Origin of the sequence: Oricola nitratireducens, assembly GCF_014904745.1 — a bacterium.
Lineage (GTDB): Bacteria > Pseudomonadota > Alphaproteobacteria > Rhizobiales > Rhizobiaceae > Oricola > Oricola nitratireducens.
Map to the genome: position 1 here is coordinate 40,490 of NZ_JACZCS010000021.1, position 24,297 is coordinate 64,786.

Annotated in this window: 23 protein-coding genes, 1 tRNA gene and 1 pseudogene; 12 read left to right on the forward strand and 13 right to left on the reverse strand. The window is 61.4% G+C overall.

What is annotated here, in order from left to right:
• Positions 1 to 329: 329 nt before the first annotated feature.
• The 4 genes from IG169_RS11335 to IG169_RS11350 are packed head-to-tail and all read right to left on the reverse strand — an operon-like array spanning position 330 to position 5,661.
• Positions 330 to 1,433: a dimethylsulfoniopropionate demethylase gene (locus IG169_RS11335; protein WP_193176322.1), complete on the reverse strand. Its 1,104-nt coding sequence runs from the start codon at positions 1,431 to 1,433 to the stop codon at positions 330 to 332.
• A 6-nt stretch (positions 1,434 to 1,439) separates the two neighbouring features.
• The gene (locus tag IG169_RS11340; protein WP_193176323.1) at positions 1,440 to 3,050 is read right to left on the reverse strand and encodes an AMP-binding protein; all 1,611 of its coding nucleotides are present in this window, start codon (positions 3,048 to 3,050) and stop codon (positions 1,440 to 1,442) included.
• A gap of 16 nt (positions 3,051 to 3,066) precedes the next feature.
• Positions 3,067 to 3,876, reverse strand: a complete 810-nt coding sequence (gene dmdD, locus IG169_RS11345; RefSeq protein WP_193176324.1) for a methylthioacryloyl-CoA hydratase — start codon at positions 3,874 to 3,876, stop codon at positions 3,067 to 3,069.
• Positions 3,877 to 3,897: 21 nt separating this feature from the next.
• Positions 3,898 to 5,661 (reverse strand): acyl-CoA dehydrogenase C-terminal domain-containing protein, encoded by a 1,764-nt coding sequence (locus IG169_RS11350; protein ID WP_193176325.1) that lies wholly within the window; start codon positions 5,659 to 5,661, stop codon positions 3,898 to 3,900.
• A 110-nt stretch (positions 5,662 to 5,771) separates the two neighbouring features.
• Here IG169_RS11350 and IG169_RS11355 point away from each other — a divergent pair, with 110 nt between their 5' ends.
• Together IG169_RS11355 and IG169_RS11360 are read left to right on the forward strand one after the other, a co-directional pair.
• The gene (locus tag IG169_RS11355; protein ID WP_193176326.1) at positions 5,772 to 6,785 is read left to right on the forward strand and encodes an AraC family transcriptional regulator; all 1,014 of its coding nucleotides are present in this window, start codon (positions 5,772 to 5,774) and stop codon (positions 6,783 to 6,785) included.
• A gap of 1,346 nt (positions 6,786 to 8,131) precedes the next feature.
• The gene (locus IG169_RS11360; RefSeq protein WP_193176327.1) at positions 8,132 to 8,317 is read left to right on the forward strand and encodes a hypothetical protein; all 186 of its coding nucleotides are present in this window, start codon (positions 8,132 to 8,134) and stop codon (positions 8,315 to 8,317) included.
• 460 nt (positions 8,318 to 8,777) lie between these two features.
• On the opposite strand, the gene IG169_RS11365 is transcribed toward IG169_RS11360, so the two are convergent.
• Positions 8,778 to 8,854 (reverse strand) — tRNA-Met (locus IG169_RS11365).
• Positions 8,855 to 9,007: 153 nt separating this feature from the next.
• Here IG169_RS11365 and IG169_RS11370 point away from each other — a divergent pair.
• Together IG169_RS11370 and IG169_RS11375 are read left to right on the forward strand one after the other, a co-directional pair.
• Positions 9,008 to 9,964, forward strand: a complete 957-nt coding sequence (locus tag IG169_RS11370; RefSeq protein ID WP_193176328.1) for a Gfo/Idh/MocA family protein — start codon at positions 9,008 to 9,010, stop codon at positions 9,962 to 9,964.
• A 152-nt stretch (positions 9,965 to 10,116) separates the two neighbouring features.
• Entirely contained in the window at positions 10,117 to 11,262 is a 1,146-nt protein-coding gene (locus IG169_RS11375) for a DegT/DnrJ/EryC1/StrS family aminotransferase (protein ID WP_193176329.1), read from the forward strand.
• A 3-nt stretch (positions 11,263 to 11,265) separates the two neighbouring features.
• On the opposite strand, the gene mnmA is transcribed toward IG169_RS11375, so the two are convergent.
• On the reverse strand, positions 11,266 to 12,450 hold the full coding sequence (gene mnmA / locus IG169_RS11380; RefSeq protein ID WP_193176330.1) for a tRNA 2-thiouridine(34) synthase MnmA: 1,185 nt from the start codon (positions 12,448 to 12,450) through the stop codon (positions 11,266 to 11,268).
• A gap of 198 nt (positions 12,451 to 12,648) precedes the next feature.
• Here mnmA and sciP point away from each other — a divergent pair, with 198 nt between their 5' ends.
• Entirely contained in the window at positions 12,649 to 12,924 is a 276-nt protein-coding gene (gene sciP / locus IG169_RS11385) for a CtrA inhibitor SciP (protein WP_193176331.1), read from the forward strand.
• A 93-nt stretch (positions 12,925 to 13,017) separates the two neighbouring features.
• On the opposite strand, the gene IG169_RS11390 is transcribed toward sciP, so the two are convergent.
• Entirely contained in the window at positions 13,018 to 13,461 is a 444-nt protein-coding gene (locus IG169_RS11390; RefSeq protein WP_193176372.1) for a paraquat-inducible protein A, read from the reverse strand.
• Positions 13,462 to 13,525: 64 nt separating this feature from the next.
• Complete coding sequence (locus IG169_RS11395; protein WP_193176332.1) at positions 13,526 to 13,909, reverse strand: flagellar export protein FliJ; 384 nt, start codon at positions 13,907 to 13,909, stop codon at positions 13,526 to 13,528.
• Between the two features lie 418 nt (positions 13,910 to 14,327).
• Between IG169_RS11395 and ctrA the strand changes: the two genes are divergently transcribed.
• Positions 14,328 to 15,029, forward strand: a complete 702-nt coding sequence (gene ctrA / locus IG169_RS11400; RefSeq protein ID WP_131567405.1) for a response regulator transcription factor CtrA — start codon at positions 14,328 to 14,330, stop codon at positions 15,027 to 15,029.
• Positions 15,030 to 15,122: 93 nt separating this feature from the next.
• Here ctrA and IG169_RS11405 read toward each other — a convergent pair whose 3' ends face one another.
• On the reverse strand, positions 15,123 to 15,491 hold the full coding sequence (locus IG169_RS11405; protein WP_193176333.1) for a response regulator: 369 nt from the start codon (positions 15,489 to 15,491) through the stop codon (positions 15,123 to 15,125).
• A gap of 149 nt (positions 15,492 to 15,640) precedes the next feature.
• On the reverse strand, positions 15,641 to 16,282 hold the full coding sequence (gene chpT, locus IG169_RS11410; RefSeq protein ID WP_193176334.1) for a histidine phosphotransferase ChpT: 642 nt from the start codon (positions 16,280 to 16,282) through the stop codon (positions 15,641 to 15,643).
• 412 nt (positions 16,283 to 16,694) lie between these two features.
• On the opposite strand from chpT, the pseudogene IG169_RS11415 reads away from it, so the two are divergent.
• A pseudogene (locus tag IG169_RS11415) lies at positions 16,695 to 17,183 on the forward strand (DUF1134 domain-containing protein); the annotation flags it as partial.
• Positions 17,184 to 17,309: 126 nt separating this feature from the next.
• Positions 17,310 to 18,581: a coiled-coil domain-containing protein gene (locus IG169_RS11420; RefSeq protein ID WP_193176335.1), complete on the forward strand. Its 1,272-nt coding sequence runs from the start codon at positions 17,310 to 17,312 to the stop codon at positions 18,579 to 18,581.
• 2 nt (positions 18,582 to 18,583) lie between these two features.
• Here IG169_RS11420 and IG169_RS11425 read toward each other — a convergent pair whose 3' ends face one another.
• Genes IG169_RS11425 through IG169_RS11435 form a run of 3 tightly spaced genes read right to left on the reverse strand, consistent with a single transcriptional unit; the run spans position 18,584 to position 21,016 of the window.
• On the reverse strand, positions 18,584 to 19,405 hold the full coding sequence (locus tag IG169_RS11425; protein WP_193176336.1) for a TrmH family RNA methyltransferase: 822 nt from the start codon (positions 19,403 to 19,405) through the stop codon (positions 18,584 to 18,586).
• On the reverse strand, positions 19,392 to 20,231 hold the full coding sequence (locus IG169_RS11430; protein WP_193176337.1) for an isocitrate lyase/PEP mutase family protein: 840 nt from the start codon (positions 20,229 to 20,231) through the stop codon (positions 19,392 to 19,394). Before IG169_RS11430 ends, IG169_RS11425 begins: the two co-directional genes overlap by 14 nt.
• Positions 20,228 to 21,016, reverse strand: a complete 789-nt coding sequence (locus IG169_RS11435) for a HugZ family pyridoxamine 5'-phosphate oxidase (protein WP_193176338.1) — start codon at positions 21,014 to 21,016, stop codon at positions 20,228 to 20,230. The genes IG169_RS11430 and IG169_RS11435 overlap by 4 nt, the downstream gene beginning before the upstream one ends.
• A 114-nt stretch (positions 21,017 to 21,130) precedes the next feature.
• On the opposite strand from IG169_RS11435, the gene IG169_RS11440 reads away from it, so the two are divergent.
• The 4 genes from IG169_RS11440 (at position 21,131) to IG169_RS11455 (ending at position 24,296) form a co-directional block, all read left to right on the forward strand.
• Positions 21,131 to 21,745 carry a thymidine kinase gene (locus IG169_RS11440; protein WP_193176339.1) on the forward strand — a complete coding sequence of 205 codons (615 nt, stop codon included), beginning with the start codon at positions 21,131 to 21,133 and terminating at the stop codon, positions 21,743 to 21,745.
• 99 nt (positions 21,746 to 21,844) lie between these two features.
• On the forward strand, positions 21,845 to 22,933 hold the full coding sequence (locus tag IG169_RS11445; RefSeq protein WP_193176340.1) for a hypothetical protein: 1,089 nt from the start codon (positions 21,845 to 21,847) through the stop codon (positions 22,931 to 22,933).
• 27 nt (positions 22,934 to 22,960) lie between these two features.
• Positions 22,961 to 24,115 (forward strand): hypothetical protein, encoded by a 1,155-nt coding sequence (locus tag IG169_RS11450; protein WP_193176341.1) that lies wholly within the window; start codon positions 22,961 to 22,963, stop codon positions 24,113 to 24,115.
• Positions 24,108 to 24,296 carry a hypothetical protein gene (locus tag IG169_RS11455; protein ID WP_193176342.1) on the forward strand — a complete coding sequence of 63 codons (189 nt, stop codon included), beginning with the start codon at positions 24,108 to 24,110 and terminating at the stop codon, positions 24,294 to 24,296. The genes IG169_RS11450 and IG169_RS11455 overlap by 8 nt, the downstream gene beginning before the upstream one ends.
• Position 24,297 lies beyond the last annotated feature (1 nt).

Below are 24,297 nucleotides of genomic sequence, written 5' to 3' on the forward strand. Positions count from 1 at the left end.
CAGCCTTGGTTCGACCCGGTCGTGCGGAACCTTCGTGCGAGACTTTTCGCACCGTCCTTCACAAAGAATTCGGATTCGCATCGCTCAGGGGCGTGCAATACGCTATCCGGACTTCTGCTGACGTCTCTTTCGTTGATGCAAAAAGTGCTCGCAAATGCGGAACACTGTACGCAGCAGAGCAACGAATTTCGCCGACGCAATCATTAGAGGCCATGCTAAAACTTCGAGCATAAGTCAGTTATCGGTTGAACCCGATGTACTGCTCGAAGGTTCCCCGTAGCTCCGTCATGAACTCGTGTGTTGTCTGCAACGCCGTTGCGAAAACGCGGTTATGCCCAGAAATTTTCGTGAACTTTGGCCTGTTGCGGCCCGGCTGGCGTTTCCACTGTCAGTTCGGTGCCGTCGTCCCAATGGGTTATGCGCACCATGCCGATGGCGACATTTGTCTTGAAATCCGGCGACCAGGCAGCCGACGAGACACGGCCAACAGTTTTTGTCCCGTGCTTCACGGGCCACCAGCGGTCGCAGCCGGGCACGGCGGGCCCGTCGATCTCCAGCGCGCGGATCTGCTTGACCGGTCCTTCCTTCGCCACACGCAACAGTGCATCACGTCCGATGCAGCCGATCGCGGTCTGGGTGTTGCAGAACCGGCCGAGGCCGCATTCATGCGGCGTATTGTCGTCGGTCATGTCGTTGCCGTAGGACAGCAGGCCGCTCTCGATCCGTTCGATCAGGTTGGGGCAGCCGGCATGAACGTCCATCGACGTGCCGGCCTCCATCAGGGCGTTCCAGAGCGGCATGCCGATGTCCTCGCCCTCGACGTAAATCTCGAACCCGCCTTGCTTGGAGTAGCCAGATCGGGCCACCACCATGTCGCGCCCCTGAAAGTCGAGATGCGTGAACCTGAAGAAGCGGATGTCACGCACCTTGTCGCCAAAGACCGCCGCCATAAGATCGTCGGCGCGCGGCCCCTGCACGGCGAGGGGCGACACGTCGGGCTCGTCCACCAGAACGTCCAGCCGGTAGCCGTAGGCGAGCCCCTTAATCCAGTAGAGCAGGTCGCTGTCGGCAATGGAGATCCACCAGCGGTCCTCGGCCAGCTTTACCGCAACGGGATCGTTCAGCATGCCGCCGGTCTCGTCGACGATGGGCACGTAGTAGCACTGGCCGGGCAGCATCCCGCGCAGATCGCGCGGTGTCAGCAGTTGCGCGAGGCGTCCGGCGTCCGGACCGCGCAGTTCGACCTGGCGTTCGCAGGCGACGTCCCAGATTTGCACCGCCTGTTTCAGATGGTGATAGTCCTCCTCGACCGACCGGAACACCGTCGGCAGGAGCATGTGATTGTAGACGGTGTAGGCTTTGACGCCAGCGGCTTCCACGCCTTCCGAGAAAGCGGTGCGACGAAGCCTGCGCGAGGGTGAGAGCAGTGCCATTCCAGCTTACTCCAGTTCTTTGGCGCGATTGCGAAGCTGGAACTTCTGGATCTTGCCGGTGGATGTTTTGGGGAGGGATTCGAAGATGACAGCCTTGGGGGCTTTGAAGCCGGCCAGATGGGCGCGGCAAAAGGCGATGAGTTCGTCCGAAGTGACCTCGATCCCGTCGCGCAATTCGACAAAGGCGCAAGGGACTTCGCCCCATTTCTCATGCGGCATCGCGACCACGGCGGCAGCCTGGACGGCGTCGTGGCGATAGAGCACAGCCTCGACTTCGACCGAGGATATGTTCTCCCCGCCCGAGATGATCACGTCCTTCAGCCGATCGCGGATCTGGATATAGCCGCTCTCATTCAGGACGGCGACATCGCCGGACCAGAACCAGCCGTCTTCATAGGCCGTCGCGGTGGCCTCGGCGTCCTTGTAATACCCCGCCATGACCGTATTGCCCCGAATGGCGATCTCACCCTGTGTGGTGCCGTCGCGCGGGACAGGCTCACCACTGGCGCGATCAATCACCGTGACCTCCTCGACCATCGGGAAGGCCATGCCCTGTTGCGCCTGCAACTGGGCTTGCTCTGCGGGGGTGAGATCGTGCCAGTCGTCCTGCCAGAGACATTGCGAGATGTGGCCAAAGGTTTCCGTCAGGCCATAGACCTGCATGACGTCGAACCCCATGGATCGGGTCTTTTCCAGGACCGAGGGCGGCGGCGGTGCCCCGGCCGTCAGCACGCGGATCGCGGGATCGAAGGGCGCAGCGCCGCACTCTGCTTCGGCCAGCATCTGCAACACGATGGGCGCGGCGCCGAAATGGGTCACGCCATGGGCACGGATCGCGTCGAGGAGCCGGCCCGCTGCCGGAACGCGGGTGAACACGACCGTACCCCCGAGCATGGCCATCAGCCAGGGGTGGCCCCAACCGTTGCAGTGGAACATCGGGACCGCCGACAGATAGACCGGATAGTGCGGCATCTGCCACGCGGTCCCGGTGCCAAGCGCCATGAGATAGGCGCCACGATGGTGATAGACGACGCCCTTTGGGCGCCCGGAGGTGCCGGACGTGTAATTCAGCGCAATCGCGTTCCATTCATCCTCCGGAAGGACGATCGGCAGGGGCTCGCTCGCCAGCAGGCTGTCGTAGGTCGGGCCGCCAAGGCTTTCGCCCGGCACGTCCGGATCGGCAATCTCGACCATCGGCAGGACGTGGCCCAGATGGTCGAATGCTTTTGACAGGAGTGGCACCAGTTCCCGATCCACGATCACCAGTTTCGTGTCCGCGTGGTCCAGAATGTAAGCGATGGTCTCGGGTTCCAGCCGAGTGTTGAGCGTGTTCAGCACCGCGCCGGTCAACGGCAGCGCGAAATGCAGTTCGAACAGTTCCGGGATATTCGGGCTCAGCACCGAGACCGTATCGCCCTTTTGCACGCCAAGCCCGACGAGCCCCCCGGCCACCGCGCGAATGCGGGCGGAGGTTTCGACCCAACTGCGCCGGATGGTGCCATAGATCACCGCCGTGCGCGCGCCGTGCAGAGTTTCGGCGCGGCGCAGGAAGGACAATGGCGACAGGGGCACATGGTTCGCCCGTGTCTTCTGAAGAGCCTCGAAATGGTGACGCATCGCGGTTCAGCCTGACTTAGGTGTTGGGCCGCACGCGGGCAGCGGTCTTGTTGGCGAAGGCTTCGAGGCGCGCGCGGGCGGCTGGCTGGGTGTTGACGATGCCGCCCACGAAGGCTTCGGCATAGGCGGCATCCATACCGGACATGTTGTTCATGTGGCTCACCGCAGAACAGATCGCGAAGTTCGTCAGCGGCAGGTTCTGCGCGACCTTTTGCGCCAGTTCCATCGCCTTGGCAAAGCTGCCACCGTCTTCGGTGATATATTGCGCCAGCCCCAGATCGACGGCCTCTTGTCCCTGGTAAACGCGTCCGGTGAGGATCATGTCGATCATGCGGTATTTGCCGATCATCTCCGAAACCCGGATCGTCGCGCCGCCGCCAGTGAAAATCCCGCGTTGGCCTTCCGGCAGGGCGAAATAGGTGCCGGGGTCGATCACGCGCACATGGGCGGCGCTGGCAAGTTCCAGGCCACCGCCGACAACCGCGCTATTCAGCGCGGCAATGATCGGCACGCCGCCATATTCCATTTTGTTGAAGGCCTCATGCCAGCGCAGGCAGACATGCATGAAGTCATCGGCGCTGCGGTCGGCCTTCCAATGTTCGACCAGATCCAGACCCGCGCAGAAGTGATCGCCTTCGCCTGCCAGCAACACAGCCTTGACGCCCGCCATCCGTGCGCCGCTGAAGAAGCGTATCAGTTCCTCGATCGTGGCCACATCCAGAGCGTTGCGTTTGGAAGGGCGGTTCAGCGTCACGACATACAGGCCGTTCTCACGCGCAGAAATCGAGAGTCTTTCATAGGTGTCGGGGTTCACGACGCCGTTCATGGGTCGGGTCCTTTCGAGTAATTATTCGGGGAAAGCTGTGTCTAACAGGCTTCGCGAGCCGTGCATGATGCGAGTTTGCTCGGTGGCACATTCGGGCAGAATGTGCTGGGCAAAAAACAGTGCGGTGGCGATTTTCCGGGTCATGAACCCAGTGTCCTGCCCGGCGTCGAGCGCAGTTTGCGCCGCCAGGGCGCCTTTGGCGAGTTTCCACCCCGCCGCCAATGTGCCCGCCAGCATCAGGAAGGGGACAGAGCCCGCGAAGGCCGCGTCGATATCCCTGCGGCTGTTCTCCAGCATCCAGTCCAGCGCGGCTTCGAATGCGCCGCGCGCCTGCGCGAGCCTTGTGCCGATCGCCTGGGCGGAGGCGTCACCCTTTGCAAGCTGCGCCTCGGTCTCGGCAATTCGCGCGGCGAACAGGCGGGCGGTTTCGCCTCCGTCACGCACTACCTTGCGCCCCAGAAGGTCATTTGCCTGGATGGCCGTGGTGCCCTCGTAGATCGGCAGAATGCGGGCGTCACGGTAATGCTGCGCAGCGCCGGTCTCTTCGATGAAGCCCATGCCGCCATGGATCTGCACGCCCAGCGACGCGACCTCGACCGCGCGTTCGGTGCAAAATCCCTTGACCAGCGGAACCATGAATTCGGCCAGCGCGAGGGTCTCGGGATCGCTCTGATGATGCGCGATGTCCAACAGCCCGGCGGTCGCCACCGCCATGGCCCGTCCGCCTTCGGTCAGGCTGCGCATCCGCATCAGCATGCGGCGGACATCCGGGTGGTCGATGATCGGGACGGCCTCCCTGCGCTGACCGTTCACCGGACGGCTTTGAACCCGGTCGCGCGCATAGGTCAGAGCACGCTGAAAAGCCCGCTCCGACAGCGCAATCCCCTGCACACCGACAGAGAACCGTGCGGCGTTCATCATGATGAACATGTACTCCAGCCCGCAGTTTTCCTCGCCGATCAGGAAGCCGGTGGCATCATCGTATTCCAGCACTGCCGTCGGACTGGCGCGCACGCCCAGTTTGTGTTCGATGCTCACACAGTTTACTGAGTTCCCGGTCCTCAGCGTCCCATCCGGATCCACCAGCTTCTGTGGCACGATAAAAAGGCTCAGCCCCTTCGGCCCGGTTGGCGCATCAGGTGTGCGCGCCAGCACGAGATGGATGATATTCTCGGTCAGATCATGGGCGCCATAGGTGATGAAAATCTTCGTGCCGGAGATACCATAACTACCATCCCCGCGCCGTATCGCCTTTGTCGCCACAGGGCCCAAATCGCTGCCCGCCTGCGGTTCGGTCAGGTTCATTGTGCCGGACCAGCGCCCTGCAATCAGCGGCTCGAGATAGGTGGCTTTCTGTTCGTCCGAGCCGGCCAGCAGCAGCGCCTCGATCGCCCCATCGGTCAGCAGCGGGCAGAGCCCAAAGCTCATATCGGCGGCATTCAGCATCTCCACCGCCGCCGCGCCAACGGCACGCGGCAGCCCGATGCCGCCATATTCCACCGGATGGGTCAGCGCCTGCCAGCCCATTTCGACAAACTGAGCATAGGCCCGCGCGGCGCCTTCGTGCATGGTCACACGGCCTTTGTTAAACTGGGCCCCCAGCGTGTCCCCGATTTGAGACAATGGCGCGATCTGTTCGCGGCAGAACTTGGCATAGCCCTCAAGCGCGGCGCCAATATCCGACAGGTCGTGTTCGGAATACACCTCCAGCGCAGACACCTTTTCCCAGTGGGACAGGTGTTCGATACAGAACATCAAATCCTGCACGGGCGGCTGATAGGACATACCTGGCTCCCCGACGGAAACTATGGTTTCGCGTCATTTAGCCACGACATAACTTGCCGATAAGCTCATCTTGCGCCAAAATGCTATCCGATTACGCCAAGCAAGCCTCCATGACCAGTCATGACCCCATCTCTCTGACGACCGTATCGGCGGGTTTCATTCAGGACTGGCTTGATGCGCTGAAATCTCGATGCACGCCGGAAGCTATGACTTCCCTGCTGGAGCGCTCAGGGCTGCAATCCAGCCCGATGGCATCCACGCAACGCGTCACGCTCGAAGAAATCGCCCGGCTGTATCAGCTTGCCACGCCAGAGACCGGGGATGAAATGATGGGACTCTGGAGCCGCCCGATCCGGCCCCGCGCCCTGCAACATCTTGTAACCGTGCAGCGTGAGGCGAGCAGCCTGGTCTCGGCGCTGTATCGGTTCTCGACATTCTGGAACCTGCTATTGGATGATTTTCATCTGGATTTGCAGAACGGACCGGAGGAGGTGGAACTGGCGTTGGTCCCTTACTCGAACGAAACCCACCCGCAGCGATTTGGTCACATGCTGATCCTGAAATTGGCGCATGGGCTCCTGTCCTGGCTCGGCGGGTCGGAAACGACCGTGAAAGAGGTTCGCTTTGCCTTCTCTCGTCCGGATTTTGCCGCAGACTACGCCGTCGTCTTTCCTTGTCCGGTAGAATTTGACGCGCCGCAAACCAGCATCCTTTTTGATCCACGCCAATTCAACCGTCCGATCACTCGCAGTCCCGCCGAGGCATCCGTGTTCCTTGAACGCGCGCCGATTGACTGGATCTTCACCGGCTCGCGCGCGCATACGAACAGCCTGCGCGTCCGCGCCTTTCTTTACGGAACGGCGTGGCAGAGCTGCCAGCTTCCGGATGCGGCCCACGCCCTGAAAATGACGCCCCGGACGCTGAACCGTCGCCTGAAAGAGGAAGGGACATCCTTTCAGGACATAAAGGACGCTCTGCGCCGCGACATCGCTGTCCGCGCGCTTCAGCAAGGCACGGACAGCATCGAACAAATCGCCTTTGACACCGGCTTTTCTGCCCCGGCGAACTTCCATCGAGCCTTTCGCAAATGGACCAAGCGGACGCCCGGATCATACCGATTGTAAGTTCGGGTTTCGAAACATCGAAATCTCTTCGCGGATGATCTGATCAAGCACCGCTTTAATTGCCTGCACTCGGCGGGCCATGCGCAGGCTCTCGTGCCAGACCAATTAATAGCTGCCCATGACGAGTAGGTACGGTAATAGGCGCACAAAAAAGCATGATCCCGACACGCGCCTTGGCGGTTCTTCCCGCGCTTTAATTTGGATGAATGGCCGTTCTACCACTGCTCCGCAGCACAGAGCACCGAGATCTCGCAGAATTTCCCGTACTGCCAGCGAGCGCAGAAAGAAAATCGATACGGGTAGGCTCGAAATATCCGTTCGCTGCAGAGTGACCAAAGGTCCGCGATGGGCCGTGAGTCATACCGCGCTTGTCAATGCGGAGCGTCTGCTTCCCCGACTTCGTTCTAACAAGCTGCCTGACAGGTCACGGCCCCTATTTGGTCATTCATCCAAACCGCTGCGGATGCCTTGCGGGGAACAAAGCGACGGTCCTTGGACGTTTCGTCATCGTCCTTCCACTGGTCCTCTTCGAACTCTACATCTGCGCGGGCGTCCGCTTCCAAAGGCGCTTTTCCGACACCAGCGGGAGCGAGATCATTTCGCGTTTCCGGTTCAAGCATCGGCTGCGGCCGAAAACTTTTCGGCGGCTTGCCTTGTCGGCGTCAGAGACGGTCGACACCGTCAGTATCGGCATGTCACATAGCGCTGCCCAAGCATGTCAACGTTTTCCCTGACCAGCGGATTCAGCCCTCGCCCCTAAAGGCGGGACTGCTCATTGGCGGAGAGGAAGGGATCTCTCCATAGCATTAGGTATCGGCATTTCTCGAGAAGGCGCTCCGCAAGAAGAATGTTTCCTCCGGCCTTTGAGGTTCGTGGCAAATGCTGCCCTTGCAGAGCTAAATGGATCCGTGTACGTGAGGACGTATCCTGATTGGAGATAGACTCCGATTTTGCAATACTAAATCAATAGGTTAGCGAGTTTGGAGGTTCGAGTCCCTCCTCCGCTACCATTTCACCTATCTATGTCATTGATATCTTTATATGAAATACAGGCGCGCCGGCTGCACCTCAGCCGCAGATCGCGACCGACAACGACCAACAAATTGATTCTACTCAGGAAATCCTGTGTTGGTTCAATCCGAAGCGCTACCATCGTTTGTCGAGACAATCGTCTGGGACTAAGCCCGCAGTATGGCGCCCAATCCCGCTATTAAGTTTCGCGAATTCCATTCGGATTACCGGACCTCCGGGATAGACGCGCCTAGATTCCGATCGCCTCGTAGAGGCCCTTGATGCGGGTGAGGGCGAGAACATACCCGCTGCTGCACCAGACGATCGGAGCGGACATGCTGCTCTCCGGTCTTGCAGGCGGCACCGCAAGGCGCGTGCATCGGCGTTTGCGGAAGGCGGAACGTCAGGCCCGGCGCATCGTCGCCTGGCACAGGCCAGCCGTGATCGATCTCGCCGCCCGGCTGCTGGAGGTGGAGACCTTGGAAGGCGAGGAATTGCGACGGCTGCTGCCGGACCGTTAGCCCTCTCGTCCCGGTTCCGGTTTCCGCTCCGAGTTGAAACGCATTCCCGGCGACTTGCGTCGCCGTGCCCGCAGGTCATCTCGATTTGCAGTCATTCGATTCCCAAGTGCGGGCGGGCGATTCCGGGTCCCAGACAAGCGATTCATCGGGCGGCTTCGTTGCGGATTGATGCGTTCCGACGCGCCCACAAGTCTGCAAGAGCGTGTAGCGCCTGCTCGGCACCGGCCACGTCTCGTAAATCTAAATCGAGGGCCCTGACGAGCTGTTGGTTGTGATCAGAGAACCTTCCCTGATCCCACCTAGCCTTGGCGAGATCCTCGAATACTGGGAGAACCCCTGACATCACATTGCCAATCACGCGCCGAGCCATGGCATCTCCGCGTACGTATCTGGGAGATGTCTCACAGCTTCCGGAACCTCTGTTCCTTACAAGCTATTGATTTTGCACGATAAATCAGAGTGGTAGCGGAGGAGGGACTTGAACCCCCGACACGCGGATTATGATTCCGCTGCTCTAACCGACTGAGCTACTCCGCCAAGGCGGCAGGGCACATGGCCTGCCAAGTCGCGCGGATATAAGGTGCGGGCGTTCGTACTGTCAAGCGCGTATGCGGCGTGATGTGCCTTGTTTTGATGGCGCAAACGCGCTTTAAGGCGCCCGCAGCCTCCAAACGCTTTCCGGACAGGACAATGACCCAGACCACAGGCCCCAGACTCGCGGTGATCGGCTGCGGCTATTGGGGCGCCAACCATGTTCGCACACTGGGCGAGATGGGCGTCCTGCATGCCGTCTCCGACGTCAATATCGAGCGCGCGGAAATGCTCGCCCAGCCCTTCGGCGCGAAAGCCTGCATGCCGGACGAGGTCTTCGCCGATAGCGGGATCGATGCGGTGGTGCTGGCGCTGCCGGCCCATGTCCATGCCGAATTCGCGTTGCGCGCGATCGCCGACGGCAAGCATGTCTTCGTCGAAAAACCGCTGGCGTTGTCGTCCGCCGACGGCGCGCATGTCGTCGACGAGGCGGCGACGGCGGGCCGCGTACTGATGACCGGCCATATCCTGCGCTATCACAATGCCTTCGTCGCGCTTGCGGAACGGATCGCCGCCGGCGATCTGGGCGAAGTGCGCTATGTCCAGAGCCACCGGCTCGGCTTCGGCAAGTTCCATGCCCGCTTCGATGCGCTCTGGGATCTCGCGCCACACGATCTTTCGCTGATCCTGACACTGGCCGGCAGCGAGCCGGAGCGGGTGCGCGGCGTTCATCGCGGCGTGTCGATCGGCTCGACCGATCTTGCCCATGTGCATCTGGATTTCGATGGCGGGATCGGCGCGCATGTCCATGTCTCGCGGCACAGCCCCTATCGCGAACGCCGGTTCACGGTGATCGGGTCGCGAGGCATGGCGGTATGGGACGATCTCGCCGACTGGCCGCGGAAACTGGCGCTCTATCGCCACTCGATCGACCCCAAGGGCACCAACTGGGACTTCACGCTCAGCGAGCCGGAATATGTGGCGCTGGAGCCGAATATGGCGCTGACCGACGAACTCGCCCATTTCATCGATTGCATCGGCAGCGGCCAAGCGCCGCAGACGGACGGCCGGCAGGGCGTCGCGGTGCTGCGCATTCTGGAACAGGCCGGCCGTTAAGGTTTTAGCGTTCACCGCACGTTACAATACGGCGCAGGGATTGATTCACCGCCGTCTTTACCTTTGTGCCCGGTTCGGGTTAAGCGGCGCAGTTGGGCGAGAGGACATTTGCGCCGACGGCGATGCCCGAGGCGGCCATTTCTGGGGTAACCATGCAATTCATCGATCTCGGCGCACAGCGCGCCCGCATTGAGGACAAGATCCAGTCCGCAATCAACGCCGTCATTTCGAGCGGCGCCTTTATCCTCGGACCCCAGGTGGGCGAATTCGAGCGCCAGCTCGCCGACTATGTCGGCGTCAAGCACGTGATCGGTTGCGCCAGCGGAACCGACGCGCTGCTGATCCCGCTGATGGCCAAGGGCATAGGCCCGGGTGACGCCGTCTTCGTGCCGAGCTTCACGTTCGCGGCCACGGCGGAGGTCGTCGCGCTGGCTGGCGCAGAGCCCGTCTTCGTCGATATCGATCCCGATACCTACAACATGGATCCGAAGTCGCTTGAGGAAACGATCGCGATGATCGAGGCCGAGGGCAGGCTGAAACCCCGCGCGGTCATTCCGGTCGACCTGTTCGGTCTGGCGGCCAACTATGTCGCCATCAACAAGATCGCGGCCAGGCACGGCCTGCTGGTCATCTCGGACGCGGCGCAGGCAATCGGCGGCGAGGCGGACAACAAGCGTTGCGGCAGTTTCGGTGACGTCGCCTCGACCAGTTTCTACCCGGCCAAGCCGCTCGGCTGCTACGGCGATGGCGGCGCGGTGATGACCGATGACGACGAACTGGCCGAAATCATGCGATCCGTCGCCTTTCACGGCAAGGGCGCGAGCCAGTACGACAATGTGCGCATCGGCCTGACATCGCGCCTCGACACGATCCAGGCGGCGATCCTGATCGAGAAACTGGCTATCCTCGAAGACGAGATGGTCGCGCGCCAGCGCGTCGCGGCGCGTTACCACGCCGGTCTCTCGGACATGGTCAAGGCGGCATCCAACCCGGCCGGCGCACGGTCGGCCTGGGCGCAATATGCGATCGAGCTGCCGGAACGCGACGCGCTGCAGGCGCATCTGAAGTCGCAGGGAATTCCGTCGGTGATCTATTACGTCAAGCCGCTGCACAAGCAGGTCGCCTATGAACGCTTCCCGGTTGCGCCGCGCGGTCTTCCCGTCACGGAAGCCAAGCCGAAGACGATCCTGTGCCTGCCGATGCACGCCTATCTGTCCGAAGAAGACCAGGACCGCGTGATCGGCGAAATCCGCGCATTCGTGATGGCCAGCCCCGAGCGGCTGGCCGCGGCCGAATAGGGATCAGCCCGCTTCCGCCATCGCCGTTTCGAGCCGGGCGAGCATGCGCTCGGCTTCTGGCACGCGTTCGGTCCGGTCGATGAAGCCGCCGCCGAGGACGCGGGCGCCTTCGCCTTCGCCGTCATAGAGCACGCAAGCCTGGCCGGGGGCGATGCCGCTTTCGCCGACGGACAGTTCCACCCATGTATTGCCGCCATCCGAAAACAGCCGCGCCGGCGCGGGAGAACTTGTCGAGCGGACGCGCGCCAACACTTCGAGCCCGCCCGCGCCGATGGCATCGAGCGGACCGCCACCGAGCCAGTTCACATCGCGAAGATGCACGATGCGGGTGTCGAGTGCCTCGCGGGGGCCGACGATAACGCGGCGCGCGCGCGCATTGAGCTTGACCACATAAAGCGGTTCGCCGGTGGCGACGCCGAGGCCCTTGCGCTGGCCGATGGTGAAACGAAGGATGCCGTCATGGCGCCCGAGCACGCGGCCGTCGATATGGACGATATCGCCGGCGAGCGCCGCGTTCGGGCGCAGCCTGGTGATGATGTCGGCATAGTTGCCGTTCGGCACGAAACAGATGTCCTGGCTGTCCGGCTTGCCGGCGACCGCCAGTCCCATCTCGGCGGCGAGCGCGCGGGTTTCGTCCTTGGTCAGGTCACCGAGCGGAAAGCGCAGGAAATCGATCTGCTCCTGCGTCGTGGCGAACAGGAAATAGCTCTGGTCGCGATCGGCGTCGGCCGGCCGGTAGAGGGCGCGGTGGGCGCCGTTTTGGCGCGAGCGGATATAGTGACCCGTCGCCAGCACGTCGGCGTCGAGTTCGCGCGCGGTCTTCAGGAGGTCGGCGAACTTGACCGTCTGGTTGCAGGCGACGCAGGGGATCGGCGTTTCGCCGGCGAGATAGGAATCGGCGAAATTGTCGATTACCGCCTCGCGGAACCGGCTCTCGTAGTCGAGTACGTAGTGCGGGATGCCAAGTGTTTCGCACACGCGGCGCGCGTCGTCGATATCCTGTCCGGCGCAGCACGAGCCTGTCTTGCGCACCGCTTCGCCATGATCATAGAGCTGCAGCGTGATGCCGATGACCTCGTAGCCCTCGCGGTGGAGCATGCCCGCGACGACGGACGAATCCACCCCGCCCGACATGGCGACGACCACGCGGGTTGCTTCAGGCGGCTTTGCGATATCGAGCGAGTTCATCGGTTTTATCTTCGGCTTTCCGCGCCGCATATAGCGGCATAACCGGCAATCTTCCAGTCGTGACGTTCCGCAACGCCGCAAAAAGCCCGGCGCCCGGGCGCCAAGCCTTACCAAATGCCTACCGCGCCTTTAGGTGTTTTTTAAAGCTGTGGCCGTAATGTGGCATCGTTAATGGTCCTTGAGTGTGTAGTGAGTGCAATGACCGACCAGATCCGACCACGAGTCAAATATGTGATCGGGCCCGATGGCAGCCCTTTGACGATAAACGATCTTCCGCCTGCAACGACAAGGCGGTGGGTCATCCGGCGCAAAGCCGAAGTCGTTGCCGCAGTTCGCGGTGGATTGCTGAGCCTGGAAGAAGCATGCCAGCGCTATACGCTGACTGTTGAAGAATATCTTTCCTGGCAGGCCTCGATCGACGAGCACGGCCTTGCGGGACTGCGCACGACGCGCATCCAGCAATACCGGCACTGAGGGCTCGCGGCCCGACGGCCACGGTCTTTCGTCCGTATCAATGAAATCCGCAAACGGCGTCCGCAGGGGCGCCTTTTCGCGTTTGGCCGGTGGTTAGCGGAGCAGCACGGTAGCCATGGCTGCCGATGCCACCGATGTCGCGTAGAACCACAGTCCGGGCTGGGTGAAAGCGTCGGCGAGCCCCGATGTCTTGGCGGCGACAATCACCAGCGCGACCAGAAGGACGTCCATCATCGACCATTTCGAAACGGCACCGAGCAGGCGGTGCATGCGTTCATGCACGACCGGATCGCCGTCGTTGCGCGCCAGGATAGCCTGGGCGACGAGGATTTTCGCGGCTGGAAACACGATGGAAAACGATACGACGAGAAAGGCGAGAAACGCGTCACCCGATGTCCACAACTCGCCGATCATTCCGATCAGCGACGGTGTCCGGTCGAAAAACACGAGGTGCTCGAACCGCAGCAGCGGCTGGGTAATGCCCAGGGCAAGGCAAAAAGCCGAGATCGCGAGCAGCGTTGCGGTGAGTGTGCGCATGGCGCGCAGGTAATCTGCCTCGGGCGTCAAGGCAAGTGCGGGTTGCGGGGCCGGCTGCGGCCCGTCAGCCGATCATGGCCTTGTGGTGGTCTCCGGCGTGGGCGCCATCGTCACCGCGCGCTTCGCGAACTTCCAGCCGCTCGGCCTTCTGAAGTTCGGTTTCCGCTTCGAGCAGTTCCGCCTCGGCCGATTCCTTCTGCTGTTTGAGGTCGCGGATCGATGTCGCCAGGTTGTCGCGGCGGGTCCGCGCGGCTTTCGCGAAGGTCGGATAGGCGAAATGGCTCTGATCGGTGATGCCGGATTTCTTTTCCTCGGCGACGATCTGGGCGTCGAGTTCGTTCGCCATGCGCTCGAATTCACCGATCATGGTTTCGAGTTGCATGACCTGACGATGCTTTTCGGCCACCTTGAACTGACGGAGGCGGATCATATTGTCCCTTGGCTTCATACTCAAAACTCCCAGAACCAAAAAACGCAAACGGCCGCCCGGGTTGAGCGGACGCGGCTTCACGAATTGTAAACCAAACCGCCGAAACCGGCTTCTGGTAACACTTCGTTTACGTCCTCCGTTAATGATAGGCCGTAACCTTTAAGGCAGAGTAAACCCGAACCGCTTATCCGGGGCGAAATTTTGGTGAGTCATTTGAATCACTTAGGGCGAATTCTTCATGCAGAGATTCCGATTCTGCGGTTGAAAAAGCAATGTGATTTCATACGCCTGAAGGAATGGATTAATAAGGAATGAAGTCTTGCCGAACCGGAATATGTTTTGTTAACCATTCCATGCCAGCCTAGGCGCGGATTATTGATTCTGCCCCGGGGCTGAACGGGGGACGGGATAGCCGGCGCGGGAAAAGGGGAAAGAAATGCGAGTATTGCTCATCGAGGATGACAGCGCGATTGCGCAGAGCATCGAGCTGATGCTGAAGTCCGAAAGCTTTAACGTCTATTCCACCGATCTCGGAGAAGAAGGCGTCGATCTCGGCAAGCTGTACGATTACGACATCATCCTCCTGGATCTCAATCTGCCCGACATGTCCGGCTACGAAGTGCTTCGCACTCTGCGCCTGTCGAAGATCAAGACGCCGATCCTGATCCTTTCCGGCATGGCCGGTATAGAAGACAAGGTCCGTGGCCTCGGTTTCGGCGCCGACGACTACATGACCAAGCCGTTCCACAAGGACGAACTGGTTGCCCGCATTCATGCCATCGTGCGCCGCTCGAAGGGCCACGCGCAATCGGTCATCACGACAGGCGACCTGGTCGTGAACCTCGATGCCAAGACCGTCGAGGTCGGTGGACAGCGCGTGCATCTGACGGGCAAGGAATACCAGATGCTCGAGCTGCTTTCGCTGCGCAAGGGAACAACGCTGACAAAGGAAATGTTCCTGAACCACCTTTATGGCGGGATGGACGAGCCGGAACTGAAGATCATCGACGTCTTTATCTGCAAGCTGCGCAAAAAGCTCGACGCGGCGTCCGGCGGCGTGAACTATATCGAAACCGTTTGGGGTCGCGGATATGTGCTGCGCGAGCCAGATCAGGTTTCGATGGCGGAAAGCGCCTGATCGGTACTGTTTTCACCGGAATTCAATTAAATGAAAAACCCGGCCGATCGGCCGGGTTTTTTCGTGATTAGTGAAAGCGCTGCTGCGGCCGGATCAGGCCGCGCGCTTCAAATCGTGCAGGCGGCGCGTCAGCTGGGTGCGATCGAACGGCTTTAAAAGGTAATCATTCGCACCGGCGCGTTTCGCCTTGGTCATCAGCGCCAGGTTCATTTCCGTCATCATCACAATAATCGTCGGCTGTGTCATGTTGCGCATCGAGCGAATATTGCGGATGAATTCGGTGACTTCCATATCCGGAAGATCGCCGTCCACGATGACGATGTCCGGATGGCCCGAAACAAGGGCGCCAAGCGCCGAATTGGCGTTATCCGCCTCTACGACAAGATCAGACGGCGTGGTGAGAATTCGTTTCGCCACCTTGCGAACCACACTCGATCCGTCAACAATCAAACACCGTGTCATCCGTTTCTTCCTTCTTATTCTTCCGCAGATGCGGATCGTCCCCCAAGATGGAGGAGACCATAGCCGGAAAAATTGAAAGAAGCCGAAAACCGGTATCGGGGATTCTAACGTTGTGCTTAAGGGACTGTTAACGCTGTTCGCCTCGCGCTTTAGTCGGCTGCGAACACGATCTTCTCGTCATCGGCGATAATATCGATCGTCATGTCGCCTTCGGAGGCGAGCAACAGCGTATAGTAGGCCTGCACGGAATGGGCGTCGATCGGTTCGTCGAGCGGCGCGCCGTATTTGGCGGCCGTGTGCAGTTCGTCGAACTTCGGCGGCACCCGCAGCATCTTGCCTGCTGCCGTGAGGGTGAATTTCGGTGATCCCGAAAGGTCGTCCAGAACGACATCGAGCGTGCCGCCGCGCGGGATGGCGCCATTTCCGACGAGGATCAGATTGAGCAGCAGCTTGACCTTGTTTTTCGGCAGATAGGCGCGTTCGCCCGTCCAGGTAAATTCCGGCTTTTCGCCCTGCATGTATCCGGTGGCAACCGACTGGGCATCGCCGGTATCGATCTGAACACCGGCCGAGCCCGCCGCGCCGAAGGCGATGCGCGCGAATTGCAGCCGCGCCGATGCGTTGCGGGCGCTGGCCCTTATCAGGTCCATCGCCGCTTCGTCGGCTCCACCCTCGTCGAGCAATTCCAGTCCGTTATTGATGGCGCCGACCGGCGAAATGATGTCGTGACAGACCTTGCTGCACAGCAGAGAGGCAAGGTCAGACGGCGTCAGGGTGAAAATCGACGGCATGTGGCGTGCTCCGGTTTGTCGCGTCGCGGCGAATCATTCTCCTGTCCCGATACTTGGGTACCACCGGCTGTTTGGATCAGGCAAGAAAGCGTGAAACTGCCGGTGAGAAGCGGGGCGCCGCGTTTTACCGCAATCAGGCCTTAATGGTGCGTAAACTCCGGCGCGGTAATGCTAACGAAACAGAAATGAGTCCGCGAAACGGACCAGAATCGACACCACAGCGGCAGGCGCAGAACAAGGACGGCAATGACGAAATGCAAAACGCAAAGCGTTGGAAGGAACCGTCATGACCCATAAATACAGGACGACGTCGAGCGCCTCCGTCGCCAGCTATCCCCGAATTCTTCCGCTCCTGATGGCATTCGCCGTCGTGATCATGGCTGCGGTCATGCCGGTCAAGGCGCGCGCACAGGCCAGCGAGGCATACACCGCCCAGGAAATTGTCGATGCCGGCCACACATTTTTCGGCGCGACGTCGGGTGGTCTTGCCTCGGTGATCGAAAAGATATTCTCCACCTACGGGCTGCCGAACGGATACGTACTCGGTCAGGAGGGCGCCGGTGCATTCGTTGGCGGCCTCACCTATGGCGAAGGCACGCTCTACACCAAGAACGCCGGCGATCACACGGTGTTCTGGCAAGGGCCGTCGCTTGGATGGGATTTCGGCGCGGACGGCAACCGCACGATGATGCTGGTCTATGATCTCGACAGCATCAACGGGCTCTATGGCCGTTATGGCGGCATCGCGGGTTCGGCCTATCTGGTGGCCGGCGTCGGCTTCAACGTGCTGAAACGCGGCAATGTGCTGCTGGTGCCGGTGCGCACCGGAGTCGGGGCTCGTCTCGGCGTGTCGATCGGGTATCTCAAGGTTACGCCGATGCCGACCTGGAACCCTTTCTAAGGGGTTTACCACGTAAACAATTTGCGGCGGGCCTTTTCCGTCCGCCGCCGAATTCACCATAAAGCAGACTGGATTGTTGGCCGTTTCCGTGGCAGATGCTAGCCTTCTGCCCAAGGAACACGGATCTTGGTCCAGTCGATACTCATATTCACGCTCGGTTTTCTCGCAGCCGCGCTTCTCGCGCTCATGGTCGCCCCGGCCATATGGAGGCGTGCGGTCTATTTGACGCGCAAGCGCATCGAGGCAGCCCTTCCGCTCACAGCCAATGAACTGAATGCCGAAAAGGACAAGTTGCGCGCCGAACACGCGATGGCGGTCCGGCGCGTCGAGATGCGCGTGCGCAAATTGCGCGAGGAGGGCGCGGGCCAGAAGATTGCGTTCGAGGAACAGGCCGACAGGCTGCGCAAGGTCGAAAAGGAACTCGCCGAAAGCGCGGCGAACGGTGTCCGCCTGGAAGGTGAACTCGACGATCTGACCGGCCGGTACCATGAACAGACGACCAATCTTTCCGAAATCTCGATCCTGCTTGAATCGACGCGTACCGAACTGGAGATACGTACCGACGAGTTGAAATCAGCCAATCGAGAGCTGCGGGAACGGGCCCGGCTTCTGGAGGAAAAGGACCAGGAACTGGAGGCCGCGGCGCGGCGGATGGAGGTCTACAAGACCGAGATCGCCGAGCGCGACGCCTATATCGAGACCCTTAAAACGACGATCAAGGGCCTTAAGGAAACACGCAAGCAATTGCAGCGCGAAATCAATACGTCGCAAACGGAAGGCCGGGCGACCGGCGACATGCTGAAGACCGAGCGCAAGCGCTTCGCCCAGATGGAAGCCAAGCTGGAACAGTCGATCGCGCAGATTTCGGTGCTCGAGGAGAAACTCGAGCGGCGCGAAAAGGAACTGAAGCGGGCGCGCGAGCAGGGTGGCATCAGCGAAACCGAATTCCAGGCGCTGGAAGGGCGCGCGCTGGCTGCCGAGAAGGACCGGGAGAAGCAGGAAAAGCAAATCGCCGAAATGACGACACGGATCGACCGGCTGATGTCCGCGACATTCGGCGAAAAGGAGCAGGGGGCGATGTTCGAGGAATTGCAGGCCAAGATGGCGCAACAGTCGGTCGCCATGAAGACCCTGGAAGCAGAGCGCGACAGGTTGAAACAGGAGCTTGCTTCCGCGACGACAGGCGAAACGGGGGGCGGCGACGCGGAATTGCGCGAGAAACTCAACCAGTTGGCCGCTGAGGTCGTCGCCATGGCGGCGCGGCTCGAAGGGCCGCAGTCGCGGATCAACACGTTGCTCGCCGACGAAACCATGCCGCCGCCGGGCGGTGTCATCAGCCTCGCAGAACGGATCAAGGCGCTGCAGCGCAGCGCCAACGCCCAGCGCAACAGCGCCTGAACCTAGGCCTTGGCGCGCCGCAGTTGCAACTGGTGCAGCGCGACCGCGCCGGCTGTTGCGACATTGAGGCTGTCGAAGCCCGGCGCCATCGCGATCGACAGCGTTTCCAGCCGTTCCAGCCATTCGCTTGCCAGCCCGTGGCCTTCGCTGCCGAGCACGAGCGCCTGGCGTTCGGAAGGCTGCCAGTCGCCGATGCCGATACGGCCGGCGGGCGAGAGGGCGGCGATCGCAAAACCGTTTGCATCCAGAGCCGACACCGCCTTTTCCATTGACGCGGCCCGGTAGAAGGGGATGCGCAACACGCCGCCGACCGACACGCGGATCGCCTTGCGATAGAGCGGATCGCAGCATTCCGGATCGATCAGGACGGCATCGACGCCGAAGGCGGCGGCATTGCGGAAGATACCGCCCATATTGTCATGATTGGAAATCGCCGACAGCACCAGCACGGTCTTCCATGCGGCCGGAAGCAGTTCCGGCAGGACCGCGATCCCGGCGGGAACGCGGGCAGCGGCGAGGATGCCGCGATGCATGTGAAAGCCGGCGATCGCATCCATCGCGGCCTGTGTCGCGCAGTAGACCGGGATTTCCGCGGGCAGGGCTTCGATCAGGGGCGCGATGCCGGCAAGGCGGTTTTCGAGCACCAGCAGCGAATGGACCGGAAAGCGGTTCTGTCTCACCAGAACCTGCAGCACCGTCTTGCCCTCGGCGATGAAATGTCCCTGCCGGCGGACGAGATCGCGCTCGCGGATGTCGCGGTAGATCTCGATCCTCGGATCCAGCGGATCGACGATCCGGGTCAGGCGGTCGTCAGGAAGCGTCATCTGCGCCCTTGAGCAGCAATGCGTCGGTCTCGCTTCCCGGCGTCACGGCGAGCAACGGGGAAAAATCGCCAATGCCGAGCATGGCAGTCGTGGCGTCGACGATGACCTTGTGCGTGGCGCGGGCGACGGCCGATCCGACGCTGATTCGGCGCACGCCGGCTGCAGCGAATTCGTCTTTCGAAAATTTGGCGAACCGGCCTGCAGCGAGCCCATTGACGGGCCGAGAGACGCTGTCGACGATCCGTTTCAGGCTCGCCATGTCCGGCGGCATGGGGACATAGAGAAGATCGGCGCCGGCCGCTTCGAACGCCTTGATCCGGCGGATGGCCTCGCCGGTATCGTAGGCGCCGTTCATGACGCCGTCGGCGCGAGCGCAGAACACGAAAGGCCGGCCGAGCGCCCTGGCCGCGGCGGCCGCGGCGCGTACGCGTTCGACGGCGAGATCGAATTCATAGGCCGGATTGCCGTCGACCATCATCGTGTCCTCGATCGAACAGCCCGACAGGCCGATCTCGGCGGCAAGGCGGATCGTTTCGGCAACGCCGTCGGGATCGTCGGTGAAACCGTTCTCGAAATCGCCGGAGACGGGCAATGGCGTCGCCGCGATGATGGTTTCGGCGTGCGCAAGGGCCTCGTCGCGGGTCACATGACCCATGTCGGGCCGGCCGAGCGTGAAGGCAAATCCGGCGCTGGTGGTCGCAAGCGCCTTCGCGCCAAGGGCGGCCATGATACGCGCGGAGCCCACGTCCCACGGATTGGGAATGACGAAACAGCCGCTCTGATGCAGGGCGTGGAAATTCTCGTGGCGGGCGGCAAGCGGTGTCATGTGTTTCCTCCGAGTTTCTCGCGCGCGTCCTTGGCCATTTCGGCGAGAACCGTGCGCAGTTTGGCGGCGGTTTCGAGCGGAGCCGAAAACCAGACCCGGCATGTGCGGTCGCCGTCGACCAGATCGAGGCCTTCGGCATCGAGCGCCGCCAGCCGCCAATAGCCCGATCCGGCCCTGGCGAAGCATCGCGCATAGAGGTCGAGCGCGGATTTGTGGTCTTCGTTCATGTGGTCGATGGCGCTTTCCTCGATCTCGGCGATGCCGGCATTGTCGCCCTTCGGCGCGAGATCGGCGGCGGTCAGTTCATAGGCCTTGCCGAAACCGCCATTCAGGCTGGCGCGGACGATATCGAGCCTGAAGAAGGAAAAGTCTCCGAAATCGACATAGAGCGCGGCCTTCGGATGGCGGGCGAGGTAGCGGCGGCGGATGCGGGCATGTTCGGCGCCGCCGCGTTCGACCTGGCGGGCGCGCGCGAAAAGCGAGATGCGCGGATGGGCGAGCGGGTCGCCCTTGCCGACTTCGCCGACCAGCAGCGAACAGCGCGGTTCCTCGACGATGGCCCGGGTGTGCCAGGACAGCGTCGAGACGAGAATGACGGGCGTGCCGTCGAAATCGGTTGCGAGCGCCACGCGGCTGGCGCTGGGGAAACCGCTTTCGGGCACGATGACCGCGAGCGCACCGTGGCGCGCGGTTGCAACAAGCGTGCGGGCTTGCCGGATCGCCTCGTCGTCGGTTTCGCGGATCAGCTGTTTCGGCTTGTCGGTTCTGTCTTCGCTGGCGCCCATGACAGTCGTTCTTTCATCTGTTGTTGATTGCCTCGTCAGGCGCATGGCCGCTTGCGCCGATTGCGTTTATGTCATCGAAATCGGGACAGCGAAAGGCAAGCCGGAACCGCGCTCATGGCCAAGCTCTATTTTCACTACGCGACCATGAATGCCGGCAAGTCGACCATGCTGCTGCAGGCCTCCTTCAACTACCGCGAACGCGGCATGCATACGCTCCTGTTCGTCGCCGGCCATTACCGCAAGGAAAGCGACCTCGGCTATATCTCCTCGCGGGTCGGACTGGAAACGGACGCCGAGATGTTTCGCGACGGGGACGACCTTTACGAGCGCATCCGCGAGCATCACGAGTCGAAGACGACGCATTGCGTGTTCGTCGACGAGGCGCAGTTTCTCGAAGAAGACCAGGTGTGGCAGCTTGCCAGGGTGGCCGACCGCCTTGGCATCCCGGTCATGTGTTACGGATTGCGCACCGATTTCCAGGGCAATCTCTTTTCCGGCTCGCAAGCGCTGTTGGCGCTTGCCGATGAATTGCGCGAGGTGCGCACGATCTGCCGTTGCGGCCGCAAGGCGACGATGGTCGTGCGGATCGGTCCGGACGGAAAGGTGGCGCGCGCCGGCGACCAAGTGGCGATCGGCAAGGATGCCTATGTCTCGCTGTGCCGCCGGCACTGGGAAGAGGAAATGGGCCGCGTCACAGCGGAAGACCTGATCGGCTTCTCCCGGTCCTGACGCGCCGGGCTTGATACTTCAAATCGTCACCGCCTCGGTCTATATCCTATGACGCGACCTGGCCGGATATTCACGGCGGCGCATAAGGAGAGGGCATAAATGGCGACCTTGCAGAACTTTGACGCCGAGATCGAGAAAACCAGGCAGGTCGTCGATGACATGCGCTCGAAGATCGAGCAGTCGGGAATCGTGCTGGAGAAATTCTCCAAGGCCGACCAGGCCATCGGCGACGCCGATTTCGACATCGAAAACGCCCGTATCCAGGACGTATTGCGCCAGCAAAAGGTGATGGAAGGCAATATCGCCGACCTGATCATCGGGCTGGAGGACGCGACGAACGTGTTCGGCGCGGAATTCGAGAGCATGAAGTCCTATTCCGGCTTCGAAAAGCTGATCGGCCTGTTTTCCAGGCAACGCATGCAGCGCATGCGCTCCGACCGGGTGCGCAACATGTCGCTGGCCGGCAATCTGCAGGAACTCCTGGCCAAGTCAGACACGATCGTCGGTATCCTGACCAACCAGAAGGATATTCTCGACCAGCGCTACTCGACGTCGGAGGACAGCCTGCGTTCCGTGATCGAGCGGCGCAAGAGCACGATGTCCGAACTGGAGACGACGCAGAAACGCATCGAGGAACTGAACCCGATGCTGCTCGACATGGAAAACAGGATCGCCGCGACGACCAACCAGAAGGACCGCACGGAACTGGAAGGCGAACGCTCGAAACTGGCAACCGAATACAACGAGATGCAGGCCAGGGAACAGACGATGCTGGCGGAAAGCCAGACGCTGGAACGCTACACCTCGATGTTCCAGACCTTCGTCGACTCGCTCAACAACCAGATCGCCGCACAACAGACGCTGATCAACAAGCTGACCATCGACACCGAGCAACGCATCGTCCTCTACAAGTCGCTGGAAGATTCGCTGAAGACCGCCGCCCAGCAGGATGTCGCGCACAAGATCAACACGCTCGGAAGCCAGGTCGACACCGCCGCCGAGACGACGATGGCCGGTATCGGGGCTGCAGCGCAGAAACACATCGGCGACCTGCTCGAAATGCACGAGAAGAACATGGTCGCGACGCAGGATATCCAGCGGCGCAAGAAACTCGCCGACGAGGCGTTCGCGCGCCGCTTCGACGAGGTGATGAAGAAGCACGACGCCGCCAATTATGTGCGCCAGTAGGCGCCGCGGACAGGGGGCGGGTGAGCCGTGACACCACAGGCATCCGCGACATCGCCGGTCGACCGTTATTTCGCCTCCATCGGCGCGGCGCTGGACGGGCTCGACATCTTCCTGCGCGACGATTCCTCGCCGCTCTACAAGCACGGTCTCGTCGCCCAGATCGTGACCGAATATGTCGACCGGCTGGCGACCTCGTTCAATTGCTGGCGGCATCACCTCGACTACGCGAAATCGTTCCGCATCTCGCGCGCCGAGAGCGGCTTTCCGGTGTTCCAGAACGTGCTCGAACTGGAAAACGACCGCCGCACCGCCAAGGCCCGGCTCGGGGAGATCCCGGCGCCGGCCGCGCTGCGCGAGGACATGGCCGACTTCATCTTGCGCCACAAGGCCTTTCCCAAGGACCTGCAGCGCTCGATGGCCGAGCGACTCTACCTGGAAAACGTGCAGGAAGGCCATGTCTTCTCGCCGCTGGTGCTGCCGGAGACGGTCAAGGTCTCGGTCAATCCAAAGACCATGCGGCCCTATTACCTCGTCCACTGGGGCGCGTTCGACGGGGCGTCGAACCTGCCGCTGGTCTACAATGTCATGGTCGAGGATTCCTCGCCGGACCTCGTCAAGCTGCTGGTGACGAAGGACGGCAAGCTCGATCCGTCCGTCGAGATCCCGCTGCCGGTCGGCGGCTTGCTCAATCCGAAACTGGCGCGCGAATTCGATGCCTTCGTCGAGCGCAATTCGGCCTATTCGCTGTCGCCGTCGACGATCGCGACCAATCTCGACCACGATTTTGAGACGCTGCATCCCAAGCAATTGCGCCGGATCGTGCTCGGGCCGTTCTATTCGGCCGGCATCACGGAGCACAATCAGCGCGTCAATCACATCCTCGAGAAGGTCGGCAATCCGGCCAATGCCTGGCTTCTGACCTGGACGATCCAGGACATCTTTTCGAAATCCGAGAAACCGGCGCGCAACGGGTTGTGGTCATCGGAGCCGGCGCGCGAGGAATTCCATATCGAGACCAGCGATCTCGAAGCGGCGCGCATGGGCGTTTCGGCCTACGAGAAACACGCTCTAATCCCGCACGAGGCCTATCAGGCGCTTTATGCCGCGGGCGAAACGCAAAGCGTGTTCGAAGGCTATCAGACGCATATCATTTCCGGCGGGGAGGTGATTTCCGATGTGTGACCGCTGCCTGATCGACTTTCTTATGTATGGCGAACCGGTCGAGCACGAAGCTCCCGTCTTCGAGAAGGGACGTTTCCAGGCGAAGGTGGTGGAGACTTCCAGTGATGCCGAAGATCAGGATGCGCCTTCCGTTCGCAGGAAAAGCGCGGATGCCCCGAAAGCCCGGCGCGACCAGGAGTAGA